At 64.2% G+C, this 20,482-nt stretch carries 18 protein-coding genes; 8 read left to right on the plus strand and 10 right to left on the minus strand.

Going from position 1 to position 20,482, the window contains the following annotated elements; all coding sequences use genetic code 11:
• Positions 1-98: 98 nt before the first annotated feature.
• The gene (locus ACP2YP_RS35690; RefSeq protein WP_426420995.1) at positions 99-2,975 is read left to right on the plus strand and encodes an EAL domain-containing protein; all 2,877 of its coding nucleotides are present in this window, start codon (positions 99-101) and stop codon (positions 2,973-2,975) included.
• Here ACP2YP_RS35690 and ACP2YP_RS35695 read toward each other — a convergent pair.
• Complete coding sequence (locus ACP2YP_RS35695) at positions 2,972-3,253, minus strand: DUF7662 domain-containing protein (RefSeq protein ID WP_426420996.1); 282 nt, start codon at positions 3,251-3,253, stop codon at positions 2,972-2,974. The two genes, ACP2YP_RS35690 and ACP2YP_RS35695, sit on opposite strands and share 4 nt — an antisense overlap.
• Positions 3,254-3,399: 146 nt before the next feature.
• Here ACP2YP_RS35695 and ACP2YP_RS35700 point away from each other — a divergent pair, with 146 nt between their 5' ends.
• Positions 3,400-4,896 (plus strand): diguanylate cyclase, encoded by a 1,497-nt coding sequence (locus ACP2YP_RS35700; RefSeq protein ID WP_426420997.1) that lies wholly within the window; start codon positions 3,400-3,402, stop codon positions 4,894-4,896.
• Between the two features lie 120 nt (positions 4,897-5,016).
• Here ACP2YP_RS35700 and ACP2YP_RS35705 read toward each other — a convergent pair whose 3' ends face one another.
• The gene (locus ACP2YP_RS35705; RefSeq protein ID WP_426420998.1) at positions 5,017-5,892 is read right to left on the minus strand and encodes a UTP--glucose-1-phosphate uridylyltransferase; all 876 of its coding nucleotides are present in this window, start codon (positions 5,890-5,892) and stop codon (positions 5,017-5,019) included.
• A 217-nt stretch (positions 5,893-6,109) separates the two neighbouring features.
• On the opposite strand from ACP2YP_RS35705, the gene ACP2YP_RS35710 reads away from it, so the two are divergent.
• Together ACP2YP_RS35710 and ACP2YP_RS35715 are read left to right on the plus strand one after the other, a co-directional pair.
• Entirely contained in the window at positions 6,110-7,510 is a 1,401-nt protein-coding gene (locus ACP2YP_RS35710; protein WP_426426388.1) for a lytic murein transglycosylase, read from the plus strand.
• A gap of 149 nt (positions 7,511-7,659) precedes the next feature.
• On the plus strand, positions 7,660-9,345 hold the full coding sequence (locus ACP2YP_RS35715; protein WP_426420999.1) for an SGNH family hydrolase: 1,686 nt from the start codon (positions 7,660-7,662) through the stop codon (positions 9,343-9,345).
• 157 nt (positions 9,346-9,502) lie between these two features.
• On the opposite strand, the gene ACP2YP_RS35720 is transcribed toward ACP2YP_RS35715, so the two are convergent.
• Complete coding sequence (locus ACP2YP_RS35720) at positions 9,503-9,877, minus strand: CsbD family protein (RefSeq protein ID WP_426421000.1); 375 nt, start codon at positions 9,875-9,877, stop codon at positions 9,503-9,505.
• Positions 9,878-9,939: 62 nt separating this feature from the next.
• Complete coding sequence (locus ACP2YP_RS35725) at positions 9,940-10,677, minus strand: SDR family NAD(P)-dependent oxidoreductase (RefSeq protein WP_426421001.1); 738 nt, start codon at positions 10,675-10,677, stop codon at positions 9,940-9,942.
• A gap of 171 nt (positions 10,678-10,848) precedes the next feature.
• Between ACP2YP_RS35725 and ACP2YP_RS35730 the strand changes: the two genes are divergently transcribed.
• Entirely contained in the window at positions 10,849-11,736 is an 888-nt protein-coding gene (locus ACP2YP_RS35730) for a TauD/TfdA dioxygenase family protein (protein WP_426421002.1), read from the plus strand.
• 167 nt (positions 11,737-11,903) lie between these two features.
• Here ACP2YP_RS35730 and ACP2YP_RS35735 read toward each other — a convergent pair whose 3' ends face one another.
• The gene (locus tag ACP2YP_RS35735) at positions 11,904-12,548 is read right to left on the minus strand and encodes a YqgE/AlgH family protein (RefSeq protein WP_426421003.1); all 645 of its coding nucleotides are present in this window, start codon (positions 12,546-12,548) and stop codon (positions 11,904-11,906) included.
• A gap of 142 nt (positions 12,549-12,690) precedes the next feature.
• On the opposite strand from ACP2YP_RS35735, the gene ACP2YP_RS35740 reads away from it, so the two are divergent.
• The 3 genes from ACP2YP_RS35740 (at position 12,691) to ACP2YP_RS35750 (ending at position 16,034) form a co-directional block, all read left to right on the plus strand.
• Complete coding sequence (locus ACP2YP_RS35740; protein ID WP_426421004.1) at positions 12,691-13,530, plus strand: protein-disulfide reductase DsbD domain-containing protein; 840 nt, start codon at positions 12,691-12,693, stop codon at positions 13,528-13,530.
• Positions 13,531-13,651: 121 nt separating this feature from the next.
• On the plus strand, positions 13,652-15,019 hold the full coding sequence (locus ACP2YP_RS35745; RefSeq protein ID WP_426421005.1) for an oligosaccharide flippase family protein: 1,368 nt from the start codon (positions 13,652-13,654) through the stop codon (positions 15,017-15,019).
• A gap of 196 nt (positions 15,020-15,215) precedes the next feature.
• On the plus strand, positions 15,216-16,034 hold the full coding sequence (locus ACP2YP_RS35750; RefSeq protein WP_426421006.1) for a sulfite exporter TauE/SafE family protein: 819 nt from the start codon (positions 15,216-15,218) through the stop codon (positions 16,032-16,034).
• 123 nt (positions 16,035-16,157) lie between these two features.
• Here the strand turns inward: ACP2YP_RS35750 and ACP2YP_RS35755 are convergent, their stop codons facing one another.
• The 5 genes from ACP2YP_RS35755 to ACP2YP_RS35775 form a co-directional block, all read right to left on the minus strand.
• Positions 16,158-16,946 (minus strand): 3-hydroxybutyrate dehydrogenase, encoded by a 789-nt coding sequence (locus ACP2YP_RS35755; protein ID WP_426421007.1) that lies wholly within the window; start codon positions 16,944-16,946, stop codon positions 16,158-16,160.
• A 1-nt stretch (position 16,947) separates the two neighbouring features.
• Entirely contained in the window at positions 16,948-18,123 is a 1,176-nt protein-coding gene (locus ACP2YP_RS35760; protein WP_426421008.1) for a DUF3734 domain-containing protein, read from the minus strand.
• A 78-nt stretch (positions 18,124-18,201) separates the two neighbouring features.
• Positions 18,202-18,705 carry a CAP domain-containing protein gene (locus ACP2YP_RS35765; protein WP_426421009.1) on the minus strand — a complete coding sequence of 168 codons (504 nt, stop codon included), beginning with the start codon at positions 18,703-18,705 and terminating at the stop codon, positions 18,202-18,204.
• Positions 18,706-18,795: 90 nt separating this feature from the next.
• Complete coding sequence (locus tag ACP2YP_RS35770; protein ID WP_426426389.1) at positions 18,796-19,626, minus strand: TOBE-like domain-containing protein; 831 nt, start codon at positions 19,624-19,626, stop codon at positions 18,796-18,798.
• Positions 19,627-19,738: 112 nt separating this feature from the next.
• Complete coding sequence (locus tag ACP2YP_RS35775) at positions 19,739-20,479, minus strand: phosphoadenylyl-sulfate reductase (RefSeq protein ID WP_426421010.1); 741 nt, start codon at positions 20,477-20,479, stop codon at positions 19,739-19,741.
• Between the last annotated feature and the right edge of the window lie 3 nt (positions 20,480-20,482).

The following is a 20,482-nucleotide window of genomic DNA, read 5'->3' on the forward strand; positions in this document are numbered from 1 at the left end:
ATGCCGAACCACTTCTGTCCGGTCTGAAATCGCCTTTACGTGCCAGCCTTACGACCAGTCTTGCACTCAGAGTTTGCGTCGAACGCGGAGAACTGACCTTGCGTCTGATCAGGTGCCTCGCGCCCATCGCGCTGGGCCTCATGATTCTTGTCGCCGCGTCGCCTGCACGCGCGCTTGACGCTGTCAGCGTCCGCGGCGACGCGCCCGCGATCGACCTCACCGGCGTGCTCGAGCATCAGCGCAGCGACGCCGACCGCATCCAGGTCTCGACCGCGCCCGGCACCGACGGCATCGTCCGCCGCATCGAGGTGCGCGCCCGTGAAGGCGGCCAGAACTGGGTGGTGTTCGCGCTCGCCAACAACACCGACGACCAGCTCGACCGCCTGATCGTCGCCCCGCATTACCGCATCGTGTCGTCAGGCCTGTTGTGGCCCGACCTCGGGCTGTCGCGCATCGCGACCATCACGCCCTCGACCGGCGACCGGCCGGAGCGACAGGAAAGCCCGACCGCCGACGTGTTCCGCATCACGCTCGATCCCGGCGCGGTCGTCACCTTCGTCGCGGAACTGCGCACCGACAAGCTGCCGCAGCTCTATCTGTGGGAACCGGAAGCCTACAAGGACAAGGTCAACTCGTTCACGCTCTACCAGGGCATCGTCATCGGCATCTCCGGCCTGCTTGCGCTGGTGCTCACGATTCTGTTCGTGGTGAAGGGCAGCATCATGTTCCCGGCGGCGGCGGCGCTCGCCTGGGCGGTGCTGGTCTATATCGGCGTCGATTTCGGCTTCTGGGGCAAGGTGCTCGACATGTCGAACAACGCCGAGCGCATCTGGCGCGCGGCGGGTGAAGCGATCTTGGCGGCGACACTGCTCGTGTTCCTGTTCGCCTATCTCAATCTCAGTCGATGGCATGTGCGCTACTCGCACATCACGGTGGGCTGGCTGGCGTTCCTGGGCTCGCTGGTTGCCCTCGCTCTGTTCGACCCGGCCGTCGCTTCCGGCATCGCGCGCATCTCGCTGGTGCTGATCGCCTTCGCCGGCTTCGCGCTGATCGTCTATCTCTCGACCCACGGCTTCGACCGCGCGGTGCTGCTGATCCCGACCTGGTTCCTGCTGGTGGTCTGGGTGGTCGCGGCCGGCATGACGGTCGCGGGTTCCGTCACCAACGACATCGTCGGCCCGGCGCTGCTCGGCGGCCTCGTGCTGATCGTGATGCTGATCGGCTTCACGGTGATGCAGCACGCCTTTGCCGGCGGCGGCGCCACCACCGGCGTCGTCTCCGACATCGAGCGGCGGGCGCTGGCTCTGGCCGGTTCTGGCGATCTGATCTGGGACTGGGACGTTTCCGCCGACAAGGTTTTCACCAGCCCCGAGACCGAAGCGCTGCTCGGCCTCAAGCGCGGCACGCTGGAAGGCCCGGCGGCGTCATGGCTCGAAGTGCTGCATCCGCTCGACCAGGACCGTTTCCGCGCCGCGCTCGACAGCGTGCTCGACCAGCGCCGCGGCCGGCTGGTGCAGGATTTCCGCCTGCGCACCCCCGACGGCCATTTCATGTGGTTCGCGCTGAAGGCGCGCCCGGTGGTCGGCTCGGATGGCGAGGTGTCGCGCGTGGTCGGCACGCTCACCGACGTCACTGAGCTCCGCAACGCCGAAGAACGCCTGCTGCACGATTCCGTGCATGACAATCTCACCGGCCTGCCCAACCGCAAGCTGTTCATGGACCGGTTAGGTGCGGTCGCGCATTTCGCCAAGTCGATGCCGACGCTGCGGCCGACGCTGATGGTGATCGACCTCGACCGCTTCAAGCAGGTCAACGATTCCGTCGGCATCGCGGTGGGCGATTCCATCCTGCTGACGCTGGCCCGCCGCCTCACCCGCATCCTGAAGCCCCAGGATACATTGGCCCGGATGGCCGGCGACCAGTTCGGCCTGATCCTGCTGTCGGAGCAGGACCCGGCCCGCATCACCGCCTTTGCGGAAACCATCCGCAAGACCATCCGCGCGCCGATCGCCTTCAACGACCGCGAGATTTTCCTGACCGCTTCGATCGGGCTGGCTCTCTCTGATCCTCAGACACAGCTGACGGACGAGATCATCAAGGACGCCGAGCTTGCGATGTATCATTCCAAGCGCATCGGCGGCGACCGCATCGACGTCTACAAGCCCGCCATGCGCGCGCGAAAAACCGATCGCCTGACGCTGGAGAGCGAGCTGCGCCGCGCCATCGAGCGGCAGGAGCTCACCATCCTGTACCAGCCGATCGTCCGGCTGGAGGACCGTTCCGTCGCGGGCTTCGAAGCGCTGGTGCGCTGGGATCATCCGAAGCTCGGGCGCATGGCGCCGTCGGAATTCATCACCATTGCGGAAGAGACCGGCCTGATCGTCGATCTCGGCATGTTCGTGCTCGACCAGACCGCAAAGCAGCTCTCGATCTGGCAGCGCGCGATGCGTTCGCGCGAGCCGATCTTCGCATCCGTCAACGTCTCCTCGCGGCAGTTGCTGCGCCATGACCTGATCCACGACATCCGCACCGTGCTGTCGCGCTCCTCGGTGGCGCGCGGCACGCTGAAGCTGGAATTGACGGAATCGCTGGTGATGGAGAATCCGGAGCACGCGGCGCAAATGCTGACGCGGATCCGCGAGCTCGGCACCGGGCTGTCGCTCGACGATTTCGGCACCGGCCATTCGTCGCTGGCCTATCTCCAGCGCTTCCCGTTCGACACCATCAAGATCGACCAGTCCTTTGTCCGTACCACCAATCGCGGCACGCGGCCGGTGATCCTGAAGTCGATCATCGCGCTCGCGCATGATCTGGGCATGGACGTGGTGGCGGAAGGCGCCGAGACCGATTCCGACGCCGTCGAGCTGTATCAGCTGGGCTGCGAATACGCGCAGGGCTTTGCCTTCGGCGAGCCGATGGACGCCGACGCGGCGATGCGGCTGCTGACCGAAGTGCGGCTCGAAGCGGCGAGCTAGTCGCTCTTTGCGGTTAGGCGCCGGCGGTCGCTCTTCTGCTTCGTGAACCGCACCGTCTGGCCGTCCGGCATCCGCGTGGCCTTAAAGCCCGCGGCGAGGCAGGCTTCGCGCTGCGGCATCTTGATATCCGGGCTGCGCAAGGTATCCCACCATGAGGCACGATTCGCCGCCCGCGGCAGGGCCGCGCCGATGATCTCCTCGATCTCTTCAAAGCTCAGCACGAATTCCATCTGCTTCTGCCGCAGCAGGTAATCGCGTAGCGCGTCGTAATCGTTCACCGCCGTCCTCTATCCCTTCGTCCGCGGTCTGACCTGCTCAAAAGCGAGACCGGCGGAAACCAATCCTTAACTGATTGCGGCAGCGCCGTCGCGGCTTAAACACTACGCAAGATTTCAGGCGCATCCACTACGGTCGGGAGCAAAGGATGCTGTCTGGATCGCGCGACACAACGGCCCGCCGGCCGTGGCGCATTTCGGCGAAGCTGCTGATCATCTCGTCCGTCGTGACGGTGATCGGCTTTTCCGCCATTTGCGTCAACGTCATGCTGGACATGCGCCACGGCGAGGAGGCGCTTGCCCGCCAGACGCTGGAAAACCTGGCCACGTCGATCGACGCCGACATCAGCCGCAACATCGACATCTACGACCTGTCTCTGAAAGCCGTCGCCAGCAACGTGCTGCTGCCCGAGATCAACACGGTCTCAAGGCCGATCCGCCAGCTCATCCTGTTCGACCACTCCACGACCGCAAGGCATTTCGGCGCCATCCAGGTGTTCGATGCGGGCGGCGATCTGACCATCGATGCCTCCACGCTCGATCCGGTTCCGGAAAATCGCGGCAGTGAGGAGTATTTCACGGTCCACCGCGACAATCCCAATGCCGGCCTCTTCATCAGCCGCCCGATGCTGTTCCGCGGAGCCTATTCGATCGTGTTGAGCCGGCGTCTTAGCGATACCGACGGCGGCTTCATGGGTGTCGTCGCCGGCTCGATCCGCTTCACCTATTTCCACGAATTGTTCGAGCGGCTGAGCCTCGACCAAGAGGACACCATCACCGTGCTCAAGCGCGACCGCACCATCATGATGCGGCGGCCGTTCGATCTCGACATCATCGGCAGGAATCTAAACGACCGCCAGGCCTGGAAGGCCGACAATCTCCGCGTCGGCAGCTCGTTTGCGGGACGGGGCCCGGTCGATCCGACCGCGCGGCTCTATGCGCGCAGCAGCGACACCGGCCCGCTGTTCGTGGTGGCGGGCAAGCCGCTGAGCACGGTGTTCGCGCTGTGGCAGAAGGAGGCGCTCCGCATCGGCGCCGTGGTCCTGGTGCTCTCCCTGTTCGTGCTGGGCTCGGCCATCGTGCTCGCCCGTGAGATCAGCCGCCGTGCGGATGCCGAAAGCAAGCTCGAGGAGATGGCGACGACGGACGCGCTCACGGGCCTGCGTAACCGCCGCAAGTTCGACCAAGTCATCGACATGGAATGGCGCCGCGCCATGCGTCAGAAGACGCAGGTCGCGCTGTTGATGATCGATGCCGATCACTTCAAGGCCTACAACGACACCTTCGGCCACCAGGCCGGCGACCAGGTGCTGGTCGGCATTGCCATCTGCATCTCCGATTCGGTGGGCCGCGCCGGCGACTGCGCCGCGCGCTATGGCGGCGAGGAGTTCGCCGTGCTGCTGCCGAACACGTCCGCCGCCGACGCCTTCAAGATCGCCGAGACCATCCGGGCCAAGGTGCTTGGCTGGTCCGACGGCGGGGCAGGATCGACCGTCTCCTGCGGCATCGCCAGCCTTGCGCCCACGGCCGGCATGGACTGGGCCATCCTGGTCGCCGCCGCCGACAAGGCGCTCTACGCGGCGAAAGCCGGCGGCCGCAACCAGTCGGTGGTGGCGAGCTTGCCGAAACTGTCGCTGGTGGCGTGAAGGGTTCTCTCACCGTCGTCATTTCGAGCGCAGCGAAGCAATCCAGAATTGCTCCGCGGCGATACTCTGGATTGCTTCGTCGCTTCGCTCCTCGCAATGACGAGCGGGCGTGACGCCCGACTACTGCCCCAGATATTTCTTCATCTCCGCGATCAGCCCCTCACGCAATTCCGGCCGCCTGAGGCCGTAGGCGATGTTGGCGCGGAGGAAGCCGGGCTTGGAGCCGCAATCATGGCGCTCGCCCTCGAACTCGACGCCGTAGAATTTTTGCGACTTGGCGAGGCCGATCATGGCGTCGGTGAGCTGGATCTCGCCGCCGGCGCCGCGCTCCTGGGTCTCGAGGATCTTGAAGATCTCGGGCTGGAGAATGTAGCGGCCGGTGATCGAGAGGTTGGAGGGCGCGGTGCCCTTTGCAGGCTTCTCGACCATGCCGTCGACCTCGAACATCTTGCCGGTGCGTTTTCCGACGCCGCAGATGCCGTATTGATGGGTGAGATGATCGGGCACCGCCTCGACCGCGATCAGGTTGGATTTCTCGCCGAGCGAGGACGCGGTCTCGATCATCTGCTTCAGGCAGCCGGGCGTGTTGAGCACGAGCTCGTCGGGCAGCACCACCGCGAACGGCTCGTCGCCGACGATGTCGCGCGCGCACCAGACCGCGTGGCCGAGGCCGAGCGGCGCCTGCTGCCGGGTGAAGCTGACGGCGCCGGCTTCCGGCTGGTTCTGCGCCAAAATCTCCTGCTCGGCCTTCTTGCCGCGCGCAGCGAGCGTCGAGTCGAGCTCGAACATCTTGTCGAAATGATCTTCGATGACATTTTTGTTGCGGCCGGTGACGAAGATGAAGTGCTCGATGCCGGCTTCCCTCGCCTCGTCATAGACGTATTGGATCAGCGGCGTGTCGACGATGGTGAGCATCTCCTTCGGCATCGCCTTGGTGGCGGGCAAGACGCGGGTGCCGAGGCCGGCGACGGGGAATACGGCTTTGCGGATTTTCATGTGATTGATCGAATACCTTGGGACACATGTGAGGAGAGCAATGGCATCTTGCTAGCCGGTTTGCAGCCGGTAACAAAGGCGGATGTAGGGCTCGGCGCGTGGAATTGAGAAAACCTGGAATAGAGAAAAGGCCACCACCGAAATTTCACCTTTGTTAAGATATTGGCAACCGTAACGAGGCCTCCTGATGGCTGATTTTTGGCCGGACGGGTGGGACATGAGGAAATCGGTGGCAAGCTTGGCAGAACGCAGGGGATTTGTGGCCGGCGCGACAATGCTTGCGGCCGCGCTCCTGTTCCCCGTATCCGCGCAGGCCCAAGGGCAACAAGGGCAAAACGGACTGTCCAACCTGTTCGGAGGTATTTTCTCCGGCTCGAACCCGGCGCCCTCGCAAGGAGCACCCGGCGGCGCTCAAACGGGAGCTCAGCCTTGGAGCGGCGAGGACGGCGCCTCCGGCCATCCGCTGATGACGGCCGCCGCGATCCGCGAGGCCGCCGGCAATTTCGACAATTGCGTCGCGGGCATGTGGCCTGATGCCGCACGACGCGGCATCACGCAGGACAACTTCCAGCGCTTCACCGCAGGCCTCACGCCCGATCTGCGCATCATGGACCTGATGGATTCGCAGCCCGAGTTCACCAAGTCGATCTGGGATTATCTCGACATCCTCGTGAACGACAACCGCCTCGCCAAGGGCAAGGAAGTCCTCGCCACGTACAAGGCGCAGTTCGACGCGACCGAAAAGGCCTATGGCGTCGACCGCTATATCATCGCCGCGATCTGGGGCATCGAGTCCAACTATTCGACGCAGATGGGTGATCGCAGCGTGCTGCAATCGACCGCGACACTCGCCTGCGTCGGCCGCCGTCAGGCCTATTTCAGGGACGAGTTCCTCTCGGCGCTGGAGATCCTCAATCGCGGCGACCTGCGCCCGGAGCAGATGCGCGGCTCCTGGGCCGGCGCGTTCGGCCCGACCCAGTTCATGCCGACCGCGTTCAAGCGCTTCGCCGTGGACGGCGACGGGGACGGAAGGCGCGACGTCGTCGACAATCCGGCCGACCTGATTGCCTCCACCGCCAACAATCTGAAGAAGGACGGCTGGCAGAGCGGCCAGACCTGGGGGTTCGAGGTCGTGGTGCCGCAGGGCTTCAACTACATGCTGGCCGATCGCGCCAAGGCGATGACGATCGCGCAATGGGAGAAGCTTGGGCTCAAGCGGCCAACCAACCAGCCCTTCCCGCATCCGGCGGAAAAGGCCTATCTGCTGGCGCCGGCCGGCGCGCAGGGACCGGGCTTCCTGATGCTGCAGAATTTCCGGGTCATCATGAAATACAATCCGGCCGAGGCCTATGCCATGGCGATCGGCCATTTCGCCGATCGCCTGCGCGGCGGCCAGCCCTTCGTGCAGCCCTGGCCGCGGCAGGAGCGGGAATTGTCGAGAGGCGAGCGGCTGGAACTCCAGCAGCTGCTGGCCCAGCGCGGCTTCTACAAGGGCACGCCGGACGGCCAGTTCGGCGGCCAGACCCGAGACGCGCTGCGCAACTTCCAGGCCTCGATCGGGGTGCCCGCGGACGGATTTGCCTCGTCCGACGCGCTCGATCGGCTGCGCGGGCGGTAAAAGCGGGCCGAAAGTAACCCTGAAGCGGGATTTTGGCCGATCCCCAGTGCATGGCGCCAAGAATTTGCAAGAGAATTTGCCCGTTTGACGCCCGATTCCGTTATTATAACGACCTACTTCCAGACTCCGTTGCGCGCGCCCGAGATCGCATGTCGAAGCCAAAATCCTTTTTCAAGGCGCTGACCGAAACCGGCCCGCTGATCGCGCTGGGGACGGCGCTCGCGATCCTGGTCTCGATCGCAGGACCGGCTTCCGCGCAGTTCTTCAACTTCCCCGGCTTCGGCGGGCCGCCGCAACGTCAAGCCCCGCAACAACGGGGAGGCGGACGCGATGGCGGCTGGTTCGGCGGCGATTTCTTCGCGCCGTTCCAGCAGCAGCAACCGCAGGCCCCGCGCCAGGATTTTTCGCGCGCGCCGTCGCCCGCCAAGCGCGACACCATTCCCGACAAGAACGTGCTGGTGATCGGCGACGCCATGGCCGACTGGCTCGCCTACGGCCTGGAAGACGCCTACACCGAGCAGCCCGACATGGGCGTGATCCGCAAGCACAGGACCACATCCGGCCTGATCAAGTATCAGCCGAAGGGTGAGCCCTCGGACTGGGCGGCGGCGGCGAAGGGCATTCTGGAGACCGAGAAGCCTGACGTCATCGTCGTCATGCTGGGCCTCAACGACCGCATCGCGATCCGCGAAGCTGCGCCCGACAAATCCGACAAGGCGTCCGACAAGGACAAGAAGAACGACAAGGGCGCGCGCGCCAAGCCGCAAACCAAGCCCGGCGATGCCAAGCCGGACACCGCTGCCAAGCCCGACGACAAGCCTGTTGACACCGACCTGCCGCAGGACGACGCCGATACACCTGCTGCCGCGCCCGAAAAGACCGCGCGCAACCCGAACGGCCTTTACGAATTCCGCGACGACCACTGGGTCGAGCTCTACAGCAAGAAGATCGAGGAGCTCGCCAACGTCCTCAAGGCCAAGGGCGTGCCGGTGCTCTGGGTCGGCCTGCCCGCGATCCGCGGACCCAGGGGCACCGCGGACATGCTGTTCCTGGATTCGCTCTATCGCGAAGGCGCGGCCAAGGCCGGCATCACCTATGTCGACGTCTGGGACGGCTTTGTCGACGAAGCCGGCCGCTTCCTGCAGAAGGGCCCGGATTTCGAAGGCCAGATCCGCCAGCTGCGCAGCGGTGACGGCGTCTACTTCACAAAACCTGGCGCGCGGAAACTCGCCCATTATGTCGAGCGCGAGATCACGCGCCTGCTGGCGGGACGCTCCGGCCCGATCGCACTGCCGAGCGAGCCGGCGACGCCCGACACCAGTGCCGAGCCCGGCAAGCCGCCGCCGCGGCCGCTCGCAGGCCCGATCGTGCCGCTGGTCGCGGCCTCGATCTCGACCGATCAATTGCTGGGTGGACCGGGCACGCGCCCTGCCGCCGTCGATGCGCTCGCAGCCCGGACGTTGGTGAAGGGCGAGCCGCTGGCTGCGCCTGCTGGCCGTGCCGACGATTATGCCTGGCCGCGCCGCGAAGTCGGTCGCGAGCAGGCCAAGGGCGATACGCCGGTGGCTGCGACGACGCCTGACGGGGGTGTTGCGGCTCCCGGCACGCCCGGTGCTGCCGCTGCGATCACGCCGCCTAAGCCGGTCGCGCCGAAGAAGCCAACGCCGCCGCAGCAGCCGGCACAGGCCGCGCCGTCCTTGCGCGATTTCTTCGGCTTCGGCTCGCCGCAGCCAGCGCCGCGTCAACTGGCGCCGGCGCCGCGAAATCCGAATCCGAACCCGGCGATCCCGCGTCCGCCTGGCAATGTCGGGCGTTCCGCGGAAGTGGTTCGGTAGTCGATCTCGTGTCCCGGACGCGCTGCAGCGTGCAACGCTGCTGCGCAGAGCCGGGACCCAGCACTTACGACATTCACAAAAAGAATGGGCCCCGGCTCAGCAATGCGGCATTTCACGCCGCATTGCATCCGGGGCACGAGAGATCGCGCGTTAGCTATCAGCCGTAATAACGCCAGCGCGGCGGCGGGCGGCGGGCGGGGCGCGACATCAGAAGCGCGAGGGCGAAGCCGATGCCGCCGGCAACAAGCAGCGCGCCGAGCGGATTGTCCTGCACCTTCTTGGACAGCGCCTGCGAGCCATCGCGAAGCGTGTCGCCGCTATTCTCATAGGCATCCTTGGCGTAGCTGCTCGCGGTGTCCGCGGCATCGCGCACGGCGTCCTTGGCCTGGCCGTAGAGATTCTGCACGGTGCCGGCGGCTTCGCGCGCCTTGCCCGATGCCTGCGTCTGCGCATCGCCTGCGAGATCGCCGACCGCGCCTTCCGCGCGTCCAGCGAATTCCTTGGCCGATCCGACGATCCGATCCTTGTCCATGATGCTCCTCCTCGGGGGTCTGCCGGAGTAACCGATCAGAAGCAGCGCAGTTCCTTTTCCGCCTAGAGAATAAGCCCGCCATCGACGACCAATGTCTGACCGATGATGTACGACGACAACGGCGAGGCCAGGAACAATGCTGCGCCCGCCATGTCGGCCGGCGTGCCCAAGCGCCGCAGCGGAATGCGTGACAGCGCATCTTCGAGCCGCTTGGGATTGTCGGTCGTCACCTTCGTCATCTTGGTGTCGACGAGACCGGGTGCGATGCCATTGACGCGGATGCCATCTTCCGCCCACGCCTCGCCCAGCGTCCGCGTCAATCCGACCGCGCCGGTCTTCGAGGCGTTGTAGGCGGGATTGCCCATGGTGGAATGATAGGCCGCGGTCGAGGACACCATGACCAGCGCGCCCCTGGAATCCCGCAACATGGAATGAAACCGCGTGGCGCACGCCATCAGGCTCATCAGATTGACCTCGACGACCTTGCGGAAGCCCGCCATCTCGAACTCGCCGCGGCGATAGATCACCGCGCCCTGCGCGAGCACCAGGATATCGAGCCGGTCGAAGGACGGTTTGAACGTTTCGACGGCTCCGGCATTGCCGACGTCGAGCTGCGAATAAGCAAGACCGGTGAGATCGGAGCCTTCCTCCGCAGAATAGTCCGCGGGCCGAGCACGCGTGCCACACACCGCGACAGCTGCGCCCCTCGCACGAAAGGCTTGCGCGATGCCGTTGCCGATACCGCTGGAACCACCGACGACAAGAACCTGCTTGCCTGAGAAATCGAGCTCGTTCGCCATCGCGGCCTCCCCTTTTGTTTTGCTTGTTTGACCTGTCTGCGGATCGATGCCAGCCTTGTCAATCTCTGGGCTTAGGAGATATGCGCACCGAGCGTTGACAACGCCGGACGCGCGAGTAGCTTTTTCGATGGCAGAGCGGGACCAACCGCTCGCACCCGCGGGAGAGACGCTATGACAATGGCCATCGGGCAGCTTCAGAAGCATTTTGTCGGCGAGGTTTCCGGCCTCGACCTGCGAAAGCCTCTCACACCGGATGAGGCCCGCGAGGTCGAGTCCGCCATGGACAAATACGCGGTGCTGGTCTTCCACGACCAAGACATCACCGACGCGCAGCAGATGGCGTTTGCGCTGAACTTTGGCCAGCGTGAGGATGCTCGCGGTGGCACCGTCACCAAGGAAAAGGACTACCGGCTCCAGTCCGGCCTCAATGACGTCTCCAATCTCGGCAAGGACGGCAAGCCACTCCCGAAGGACAGCCGCTCGCATCTGTTCAATCTCGGCAACTGCCTGTGGCATTCCGACAGCTCGTTCCGCCCCGTTCCGGCGAAATTCTCGCTGCTGTCGGCGCGCGTGGTGAACCCGAAGGGCGGCAACACCGAATTCGCCGACATGCGCGCGGCCTATGAAGCGCTCGACGACGAGACCAAAGCCGAGATCGAGGATCTCGTCTGCGAGCACTCGTTGATGTATTCGCGGGGATCGCTCGGCTTCACCGAATATACCGACGATGAGAAGGCGATGTTCAAGCCGGTGCTGCAGCGGCTGGTGCGGACCCATCCGGTGCATCGCCGCAAGTCGTTGTATCTCTCATCGCATGCCGGCAAGATCGTGAGCATGAGCGTGCCGGAGGGACGGCTTTTGCTGCGCGATCTCAACGAGCACGCGACGAACGCAGAATTCGTCTACGTCCACAAATGGAAGCTGCATGATCTCGTGATGTGGGATAACCGCCAGACCATGCACCGCGTCCGCCGCTACGACCAGTCGCAGCCCCGCGACATGCGCCGGGCGACGGTGGCGGGGACCGAGCCGACGGTGCAGCAGCAGGCGGCGGAGTAGGACGAACGATCAGCCTGTCGTTGAGAGCGAGCGCGTCTCAACAAATTCCGTCATTGCGAGCGAAGCGAAGCAATCCAGAATGCCTCCGCGGAGAGTTTCTGGATTGCTTCGTCGCAAGGGCTCCTCGCAATGACGACGGTGAGAGCTATGCCATACCCACTAGAAAGCTACGCGTGTCCGGCCTCGTTCGACAGCATCCCGGGATCGATGCCGATCTTGCGCAGCGCTCGCCCGTATTTCTCGTCGACGTCGTCGCCGAAGATCAAATCCGCGTCCGCGTCGCAATGCAGCCAGCCATTGCTCTGGATCTCGGTCTCGAGCTGGCCCGGGGCCCAGCCGGCATAGCCGAGCGCGAGGATGGCGTGCTTGGGGCCGGAGCCGTTGGCAATCGCACGCAGGATGTCGACGGTCGCCGTGAGGCAGACGCCGTCGTCGATCCGCAGTGTCGCGTGCTCGATGTAGAAGTCACTGGAATGCAGCACGAAGCCGCGGCCGGTGTCGACCGGGCCGCCGGCCAGCACCTTCATGCTTTCGGCATTTTGCGGCAGCTTGATGTGCTCGCCCTTCTTGACGATGCCGAGCTGCTCCAAAAGCTCTGGGAAATCGATGCTGCCGGCCGGATGATTGACGATGATGCCCATCGCGCCCTCGGCCGAATGCGCACAAAGATAAATCACCGAGCGTTCGAAGCGGGAGTCGCCCATGACAGGCATCGCGATCAGGAGCCGGCCGTCGAGATAACCGGCCGAATTGGGGAGCCCAGCGCCTGCGCTGCGGGTGCTTTCGCCCGTCCTCTTGCCTGTGGGAGCCATGGATGACGCACTCCGGTTTCAATTCCTATCCTGATGTCGGGCCGCCCGGCTGTCAAATCAAGGCTTGCAGAGACTTGAATCAAGTGCATCCATCACAAGCAATTCAATGGTTTGCCCCGGGGCGACCCTGTAAAGACGTGTCATGCTGACAAGAGTTCCCCTGCATGCGGCGATTGGCGTTGCGACAACCTTGCTTGCGTCGTCGCTGGCGATGGGTGCCCATGCCGACGACGCGTCACCGTGGCAGCGCGACGGCCATTCTGCGGTGCGGTTGCTCGCGGGATCGCGCAGTGGCGCGGTCCTGCTCGGCGGTATCGCTTTCCAGCTCCAACCCGGCTGGAAGACCTACTGGCGCATACCCGGCGATTCCGGCGTTCCGCCGCGGTTCGACTTCTCCAAGTCGGATAATGTCGAAGCGGTGACAGTGATGTGGCCGGCGCCGCTGAAGTTCGACGACGGCGCGGGCGGCCATTCGATCGGCTATCACGACCAGATCGTGCTGCCCTTGCGCATCGTCGCCAAGGCCGCCGACAAGCCCGTGACGTTGCGCGCCGAGATCAATTACGCGGTCTGCGAAAAGCTCTGCATTCCCGTCGAGGCCAATGTCGAGCTCGGCTTCAACAACGTCGCCTCGACCGAAGATGCCAATCTGCGCACGGCGCTCGACACCGTGCCGAAGCCCGCCACGATCGGCGACCCCAATCCGCTGACCATCCGCGACGTCAAGCGCGACGGGCCCAAGAGCGTGGTGGTCGACGTCGTTGCACCTGAGAACAGCAAGGTCAATCTGTTCGTGGAAGGGCCGACGGCCGAGTGGTCGTTGCCCATTCCTGATCCGGTCGAGCACAGCCCGCCCGGTGTGAAGCGATTTTCGTTCGAGCTCGACGGATTGCCGCCAGGCGTCAAGCCCGACGGTGCAGCGCTGAAGTTCACGCTGGTGGGGCCGGAGAAATCGTACGAGTTCAATACGAATTTGGAGTAGTTGGTCGTCCTGGCTTTCGCCTGGACGACTCTGGGGCAGCACCCACCCAACCGAATCTTAACGAATGGTTGCTAATTCCCAAGCCTGCCGCAGCATGCGGAACGCCCGGGGATTCTTCGAATTGGCCGTGATGGATGCAGAACCCGCAATGACCGGACCGTCCGGGCTGATCGCGCGGCTGCGTGCCAGGCTGACGGGCGGATCGAGCGAAGCGTCGCTGACGCGCAGGCTCGCCGGCACCATCTTCATCATCCGCGTCATCAGCGCGGGCCTCGCCTATTTCTCGCAGGTCCTGCTCGCACGCTGGATGGGGACGGCCGATTACGGCATTTATGTCTATGTCTGGACCTGGGTGCTGCTGCTCGGCAGCATGATGGATTTTGGCATCTCGGCCTCCGCGCAAAAAATCATTCCGGAATATCGCGCCAGCGGTGACCATGCGCTGCTGCGCGGCTTTCTCTCCGGCAGCCGTTGGCTGACTTTTGCAGTCTCCACGCTGGTCTCTCTGGCGCTTGCCGGAATTGTAACGCTGCTGTCGCCGTGGATCGATCCGGCCGAGGAGCTGCCGCTCTATATCGGTTGCATGACGCTGCCCGCCTTCGTCGTCGCCAACACCCAGGACGGCATCGCGCGATCGCATGACTGGATGCAGCTCGGCCTGATGCCGCAATTCATCATCCGCCAGGCGCTGATCATCGGCATCACGGCGGGCGCCTTCCTGCTCGGCTACCATCTCGGCGCGGTCGCCGCGATGGTCGCGAGCCTAGGTGCGGTATGGATCGCGATGACGGGGCAGATGGTGGTGTTGAACCGCAAGCTCGCCGATCACATCGCGCCCGGCCCCAAGGCCTATGACATCAGCGGCTGGCTCGCGGTCTCGCTGCCGATCCTGCTGGTCGAAAGCTTCTATCTGCTCCTGTCCTACACCGACGTGCTGGTGCTGCAGCAGTTCCGCCCGTCCGACGAGGTCGGCGTCTACTTCGCCGTGGTGAAGACGCTGGCGCTGGTGTCGTTCATTCACTACGCGATGTCGGCGACAACGGCGCATCGCTTTGCCGAGTACAACGCGCTCGGCGACAAGGCGCGGCTGTCGGCCTATGTCGCGCACGCCATCAACTGGACGTTCTGGCCGTCGCTGGCGGCGACCGCCGTTCTGCTCGCGCTCGGCAAGCCGCTGCTCTGGCTGTTCGGACCGCAATTCGTCGTTGGCTACGACATCATGTTCGTCGCCGCGATCGGCCTCGTGGTGCGCGCCGCGATCGGACCGGTCGAGCGGCTCCTCAACATGCTCGGCCAGCAGAAGATCTGCGCGCTGGCCTACGCGCTCGCCTTCGTGATGAATGTCGTACTCTGCATCGCGCTGGTGCCGCGCTTCGGCGGCCACGGCGCCGCGGCCGCGACCTCGATCTCGCTCACGTTCGAAACGGTGCTGCTGTTCTGGATCGTGCGGCAGCGCCTGGGGCTGCATGTGCTGGCGTTTGGCAAATAGATCCGACGCGCCCGTCCCTGCCCGCCCTCTCGGGGAACGGCTGTTTCGCAACGAGCCCAAGGACGACGTGAAATACCTGCCCATTTCCTGTTCAGAGTACAATTTTTCTTATTCCACCCAAGCAGTTGCGCCCCAGGGGAAATTTATTCTACGTCATATTGCCCAACTGACGAGATAAACCTAGACTCCCGCTGATATGATTGATCCGCTTTACGTCGCCTCTGGTTTCGGCGTCGGCCTGCTTGTCGGGCTGACTGGCGTGGGAGGCGGCTCGTTGATGACGCCGCTGCTGATCCTGCTGTTCGGCATCCATCCGACCACCGCCGTCGGCACCGACCTGCTCTATGCCGCCGCCACCAAGACCGGCGGCAGCGTGGTGCACGGCTGGTCGCGCAGCGTGCACTGGCCGGCGGTGCTGCGGCTGGCCTGCGGCAGCATTCCTGCGAGCGCGCTGACGCTGCTGGTGCTGTGGAAGCTCGATCTCAGGGGCGATGCCGAGCGTAACCTCATCAATCTGGTGCTATGCTTCGCGCTGATCCTGACCGCGACATCGCTGATCTTCCGCCGGTCGATCATGGAGCGCTATCGCCGGCGCATGGAGCAGGTCAGTGAGCGCACCACGGTGATTGCGACTGTCGTCACCGGGGTCGTGCTCGGTGTGCTGGTCTCGATTTCCTCCGTCGGTGCCGGCGCGGTCGGCGTGACCGTGCTGCTGCTGCTCTACCCGCGCCTGCCGATGGCAACCATCGTCGGCTCCGACATCGCACATGCCGTGCCGCTGACGCTGGTGGCCGGCATCGGACACTGGATGCTCGGTTCGGTCGACTGGGCGCTGATGGGCGTGCTGCTGTTGGGCTCGCTGCCCGGCATCATCCTCGGCAGCTACAGCGCGACGCGCGTGCCGGAGACGGTGCTGCGCGTGGCGCTCGCCAGCGTCCTCGTCGTGGTCGCCGGCAAGATCATGTTCACGGAACTGAACCTGCAATCCGCGATCGCTCTGGCCTGGAGCCATTAAGCCCACACGGCGACGGAATCGTGGGGTGGGCAAAGCGAAGCGTGCCCACCGCATCTCCTCAGCCGCGGAAAAATGGTAGGCACGGCGCTTTGCGCCTTTGCCCACCCTACGGCATCGTAGCCGTTACTCCGCGGTCCAGCCGCCGTCGATCGACAGGTTCGTGCCTGTGATCTGCGCGGCGTCGTCGCTGCACAGGAATAGCGCCAAGGCAGCGACCTGCTCGGACGTCACGAACTCCTTGGTCGGCTGCGCGTCGAGCAGCACGTCGTTGATGACCTGCTCGCGGGTGAGATTGCGCGCCTTCATCGTATCGGGGATCTGCTTCTCGACCAGCGGCGTCCAGACATAGCCGGGGCTGATGCAGTTGCAGGTGATCTTGTTGGTCGCGACTTCCAGCGCCACGGTCTTGGTCAGACCGGCGATGCCGTGCTTGGCCGAGACGTAAGCCGATTTGAAGGGCGAGGCGACCAGCGAGTGCGCCGACGCGGTGTTGATGATGCGGCCCCAGCCCTTCTTCTTCATGCCGGGGACGGCGGCGCGGATGGCGTGGAAGGCCGAGGACAAATTGATCGCGATGATCTGGTCCCACTTCTCCGGCGGGAATTCCTCGATCGGCGAGACGAACTGGATGCCGGCATTGTTGACGAGGATGTCGACCGAGCCGAACGACGTATCGCCGAGCGCGATCATCCCGGCGATCTCGGCCGGCTTGGTCATGTCCGCCGGCGAGTAGACCGCCTTGACGCCGAAATCGGACTCGATCTTGGCGCGCTCCTTCTCGATATCCTCCGGCGAGCCGAACCCGTTGATCACGACATTGGCGCCGGCAGCCGCAAAGGCCCGCGCATAGGCGAGCCCGATGCCGCTGGTCGAACCGGTCACGACGGCGTTCTTGCCTGACAGAGTACCCATGTTATTCGCTCCTTTTTGGCGGGGGCGCGGTAACGTCCCCCGTGAGATCGTAGGTCACCATGGTCTCGCCGGACTGCGGCTTCTCGAGCCAGTCCTTGTGGCGCATCGACAGATGCACGTCGCGCACGCCGCTTTCCCAATGCTCGACCATCGCGACATGCGAGAAGTCGTAGTCCTTGGACGAGGATTCGTAGTTCTTGCTGCGATAGATCAGGTGCACCACGGTAACAGTGCTTTCGCGCGAGACCTTTGCGAGGAATTCGACGGACGGGTCGTTCTTCAGATAGTCCGGCAATTTGCCGATCAGGTCGCGCACGGCCCGGCGGGCGTTGTGGATCTGCTTGTTCTTGTCGGTGTTCATCCGCGTGCGGCTGGAGAAGCGGATGTCCTTCTCGCGCTCGGTAGCCTCGAGCAGCGAATTCGGCAAGTCGCCGCGGGCGCTGAACAGGTCGACCTGGAAGATCAGCATGTCGCGAGCGACCTCGGCATCGAGCACGAAGTCGAGCGGCGTGTTGGAGGCGATGCCGCCGTCCCAATAATGCTCGCCCTCGATCACAACCGACGGAAAGCCCGGCGGCAGTGCGCCGGAGGCCATGATGTGCTCGGGACCGATTTTCTTGCCGAGCTTCTTGAACTCGTAATTGTCGAAATATTTGAAGTTGCCGGAGGTGACACCGACGGCGCCGACCGACAGGCGCGTCTTCAAATCGTTGATGCGGTCGAAGTCGACCAGACGCTCCAGTGTCTTCTTCAGCGGCGCAGTATCGTAATAGCTCTCGGCCTGCGGGCTGCCCGGCGGCCAGAGCGGCGCCGGCGGCAGGCGCGGGACGAAGAAGCCCGGCACGCCGAAGGTCGCGATCAGCGCGGCGCTGGTCGAATTGAACAGCTCGCGGCTATGGTCGCTCTTGCCGATCGGCTTCCACGGCACCGGCGCCGAGACCATCTCCCAGAATTCCTTGAGCCGCTTGACGCGGGTGTGGCCCTCATTGCCGGCGATGATGGCGGCATTGACCGCACCGATCGAGATGCCGGCGACCCATTCAGGCTCGAAGTCGAAATGGCACAGCGACTGATAGGCGCCGGCCTGATACGAGCCGAGCGCACCGCCGCCCTGGAGAACCAGGACGCGTTGCGCCTTCGCGGGGACTGTTGCGACTTCCGGGCTATGATCTGTCATTCGGGAACAATAGCAAAAGATGAGCCACCGTGGCGACAGTCTGCCGCGGCGTCAATGCATCCCGGGATCAAGTCTGGCTTATCTGGGATCGGTCGAAGCCAGGATCATGGTCCAGAACACCTTGTATTTGGTGCCTGGAGCATAGCTCGCCGCTATGCCCAATTTTGTGACACCGCTCTTGAGCATGTTGGCGCGGTGCGGAGGCGAGTCGCGCCAGCCGGAAAACGCTTCCGCCAGCGTATGATAGCCGGCCGAGATGTTCTCGACCGCCACGGTCGCCGGATAGCCGCCAGCGGCAAGGCGCTTGGCGAGCGGCGCGCGGACGTCATGGTCCATCTTGTTGGCGGCGGCCATGGCGTTGGACTGGGATTCGGCAAGCCGCATCAGATCGGGGTCGATCACGACGGTGCCGAGGCCGTTGTTCTGGCGGTATTGCGAGATCATGATCGCGGCCGCCGGCGCATCCAGCTTGGCGCCCGGGACCGACATGTCGGCATACATCGACGGCTGCTGGACCGGCGCTTCATTGCCGGCGCAGCCGGCGAGAAGCAAAGTGATGAGAATTGCGGCCGCAGCGCGCATGAATCGAGGCCCCCAAATGAGCGGCCGTTGTTGCATACCAACCGTGGCTGAAAGGTGAATTTTGAGGAAAATTCGACCTGACGGGGCGGCTCAGCCGCCCGCAAATATGCGGTAGCGGCGGGGCTCGAGGCCGATCGTGTCGCCGGCGCGCAATTCCCGGTCGCGAGGAGCGTCGATCTCGATGGTCTCGCCGCCGGACAGAGCAACCTCGGCCCGCTGAACGGGACCGAAATTCCGGACATGCTGAACCGCGCCCTCGAAGGCGCCCGAACCAGGCGGGCCGACCAGCATGTCATGTCGCCGCACGAACAGTCTTGACGCGCCAGGCGCAAGCCCGTCTGCCGCAAGCCGCAGCGGCCGGTCGCCGAGCCTGATGACGCCGCCCTCGACCTGGACCGGCAGCTCGATGGATTCGCCGATGAAGCCATGCACGAAGGCGGTCGCCGGCGTCTCGTAGACGTCGTCGGGCGAGCCGATCTGCTCGATCCTGCCCTTGTCCATGACGACGACGCGGTTGGCGACTTCCAGCGCCTCTTCCTGGTCGTGGGTGACGAAGATCGAGGTGACGTTGATCTCGTGATGCAACGAGCGCAGCCATTTGCGCAATTCTTTACGCACCTTCGCATCGAGCGCGCCGAACGGCAGCGCGAGCGTCACCACATCGGCCTGCAACCCATCGATCACGGCGCGCGCCTGCGAGCCGCTACCGCCATGCGACTGCTTGATCTCGACGCTCTTGCCGGTTTCCTTCTGATAGGCGTTCGCGAACGCCTTGTTGAATTCGACATAGAGCTCGCGTGTCGGATCGTACGACACGTTCAAGAGGCTGATATCAGCAGCGAGAGCCGCGCTTGCGAAGAAACTGGTTACGAGCAGTCCTGCAGCGAGCGGAACGATACGGCGCATCATGTCCATCTCTATTCACTTCGACGACGTCAATGTCGGCGAAGGCATGCAGGCGAAACTCGTGGCGAAAGTCTCCCAAGTCAACGGAACCGGATTTTCTTGTTCGTAGCCGCGCAGCTCGACTGTGCTACGAAGTCTTCATGGTGTGGATGCCGCATTCTGTCTTGGGCCGACCGCGCCAGCGACCCGCGCGCTCATCCTCGCCTTCGGTCGTTCTGCTCGTGCAAGGCATACACCCGACCGACATGAAACCCGACGCTTGAAGCGGATGATGCGGCAATTTGGCGCGCGCATAGATGTCCTTGATCTCCTCGCGCGAGACATTGGCGAAAGGATTGAACTTCAAGCGCGTATCATCGACCTCGACCACCGGAATGTCGGCGCGCGCATTGCCCTGGAAGCGCTTGCGGCCGTTGACCCACGCCGAGAACGGCTTCAGCGCCCGCGCCAGCGGCTCGACCTTGCGGATATGGCAGCAAGCATCGGGGTTGGAGAACCAGAGGTCCTGATCGGGATCGTCCCGCTTCAGAGCCTCCTCCAGCGGCTTGATCGACCGAACATCTCTCAAGCCGAGCTTCGCGATCAGCGTGTCGCGATAGGCGAGCGTCTCTTCGAACAGCCAGCCGGTATCGAGGAAGATCACCGGAATCGCCGGATCGACGTCTGCCATCACCTTCAACAGCGCTGCCGACTCGGTCCCGAACGACGACACCACGGCGAGCTGATCGCGGCCGACGGTCTTCAGTGCCGCGGCAATGATTTCGGCCGGAGCGGCATCGCGCAAGGCGCGGTCGAGCTCATCCGCGGTCGGCAGCACCGACGCGGATTGCGATTCAAATCGAGCAGCCGTTTCAAATTGAGCAGCCATGGC

Origin of the sequence: Bradyrhizobium genosp. A (assembly GCF_049949275.1) — a bacterium.
Classification (GTDB): Bacteria; Pseudomonadota; Alphaproteobacteria; order Rhizobiales; family Xanthobacteraceae; genus Bradyrhizobium.

Excerpts from the sequence above, each read along its gene's own strand:
- ACP2YP_RS35760 (WP_426421008.1), bottom strand. The coding sequence starts at position 18,123 with ATGACAGATCATAGCCCGGAAGTCGCAACAGTCCCCGCGAAGGCGCAA.
- ACP2YP_RS35755 (WP_426421007.1), bottom strand. The coding sequence starts at position 16,946 with ATGGGTACTCTGTCAGGCAAGAACGCCGTCGTGACCGGTTCGACCAGC.
- ACP2YP_RS35750 (WP_426421006.1), top strand. The coding sequence starts at position 15,216 with ATGATTGATCCGCTTTACGTCGCCTCTGGTTTCGGCGTCGGCCTGCTT.
- ACP2YP_RS35710 (WP_426426388.1), top strand. The coding sequence starts at position 6,110 with ATGAGGAAATCGGTGGCAAGCTTGGCAGAACGCAGGGGATTTGTGGCC.
- ACP2YP_RS35730 (WP_426421002.1), top strand. The coding sequence starts at position 10,849 with ATGACAATGGCCATCGGGCAGCTTCAGAAGCATTTTGTCGGCGAGGTT.
- ACP2YP_RS35705 (WP_426420998.1), bottom strand. The coding sequence starts at position 5,892 with ATGAAAATCCGCAAAGCCGTATTCCCCGTCGCCGGCCTCGGCACCCGC.
- ACP2YP_RS35720 (WP_426421000.1), bottom strand. The coding sequence starts at position 9,877 with ATGGACAAGGATCGGATCGTCGGATCGGCCAAGGAATTCGCTGGACGC.
- ACP2YP_RS35775 (WP_426421010.1), bottom strand. The coding sequence starts at position 20,479 with ATGGCTGCTCAATTTGAAACGGCTGCTCGATTTGAATCGCAATCCGCG.
- ACP2YP_RS35740 (WP_426421004.1), top strand. The coding sequence starts at position 12,691 with ATGCTGACAAGAGTTCCCCTGCATGCGGCGATTGGCGTTGCGACAACC.
- ACP2YP_RS35715 (WP_426420999.1), top strand. The coding sequence starts at position 7,660 with ATGTCGAAGCCAAAATCCTTTTTCAAGGCGCTGACCGAAACCGGCCCG.
- ACP2YP_RS35735 (WP_426421003.1), bottom strand. The coding sequence starts at position 12,548 with ATGGCTCCCACAGGCAAGAGGACGGGCGAAAGCACCCGCAGCGCAGGC.
- ACP2YP_RS35725 (WP_426421001.1), bottom strand. The coding sequence starts at position 10,677 with ATGGCGAACGAGCTCGATTTCTCAGGCAAGCAGGTTCTTGTCGTCGGT.
- ACP2YP_RS35765 (WP_426421009.1), bottom strand. The coding sequence starts at position 18,705 with ATGCGCGCTGCGGCCGCAATTCTCATCACTTTGCTTCTCGCCGGCTGC.
- ACP2YP_RS35700 (WP_426420997.1), top strand. The coding sequence starts at position 3,400 with ATGCTGTCTGGATCGCGCGACACAACGGCCCGCCGGCCGTGGCGCATT.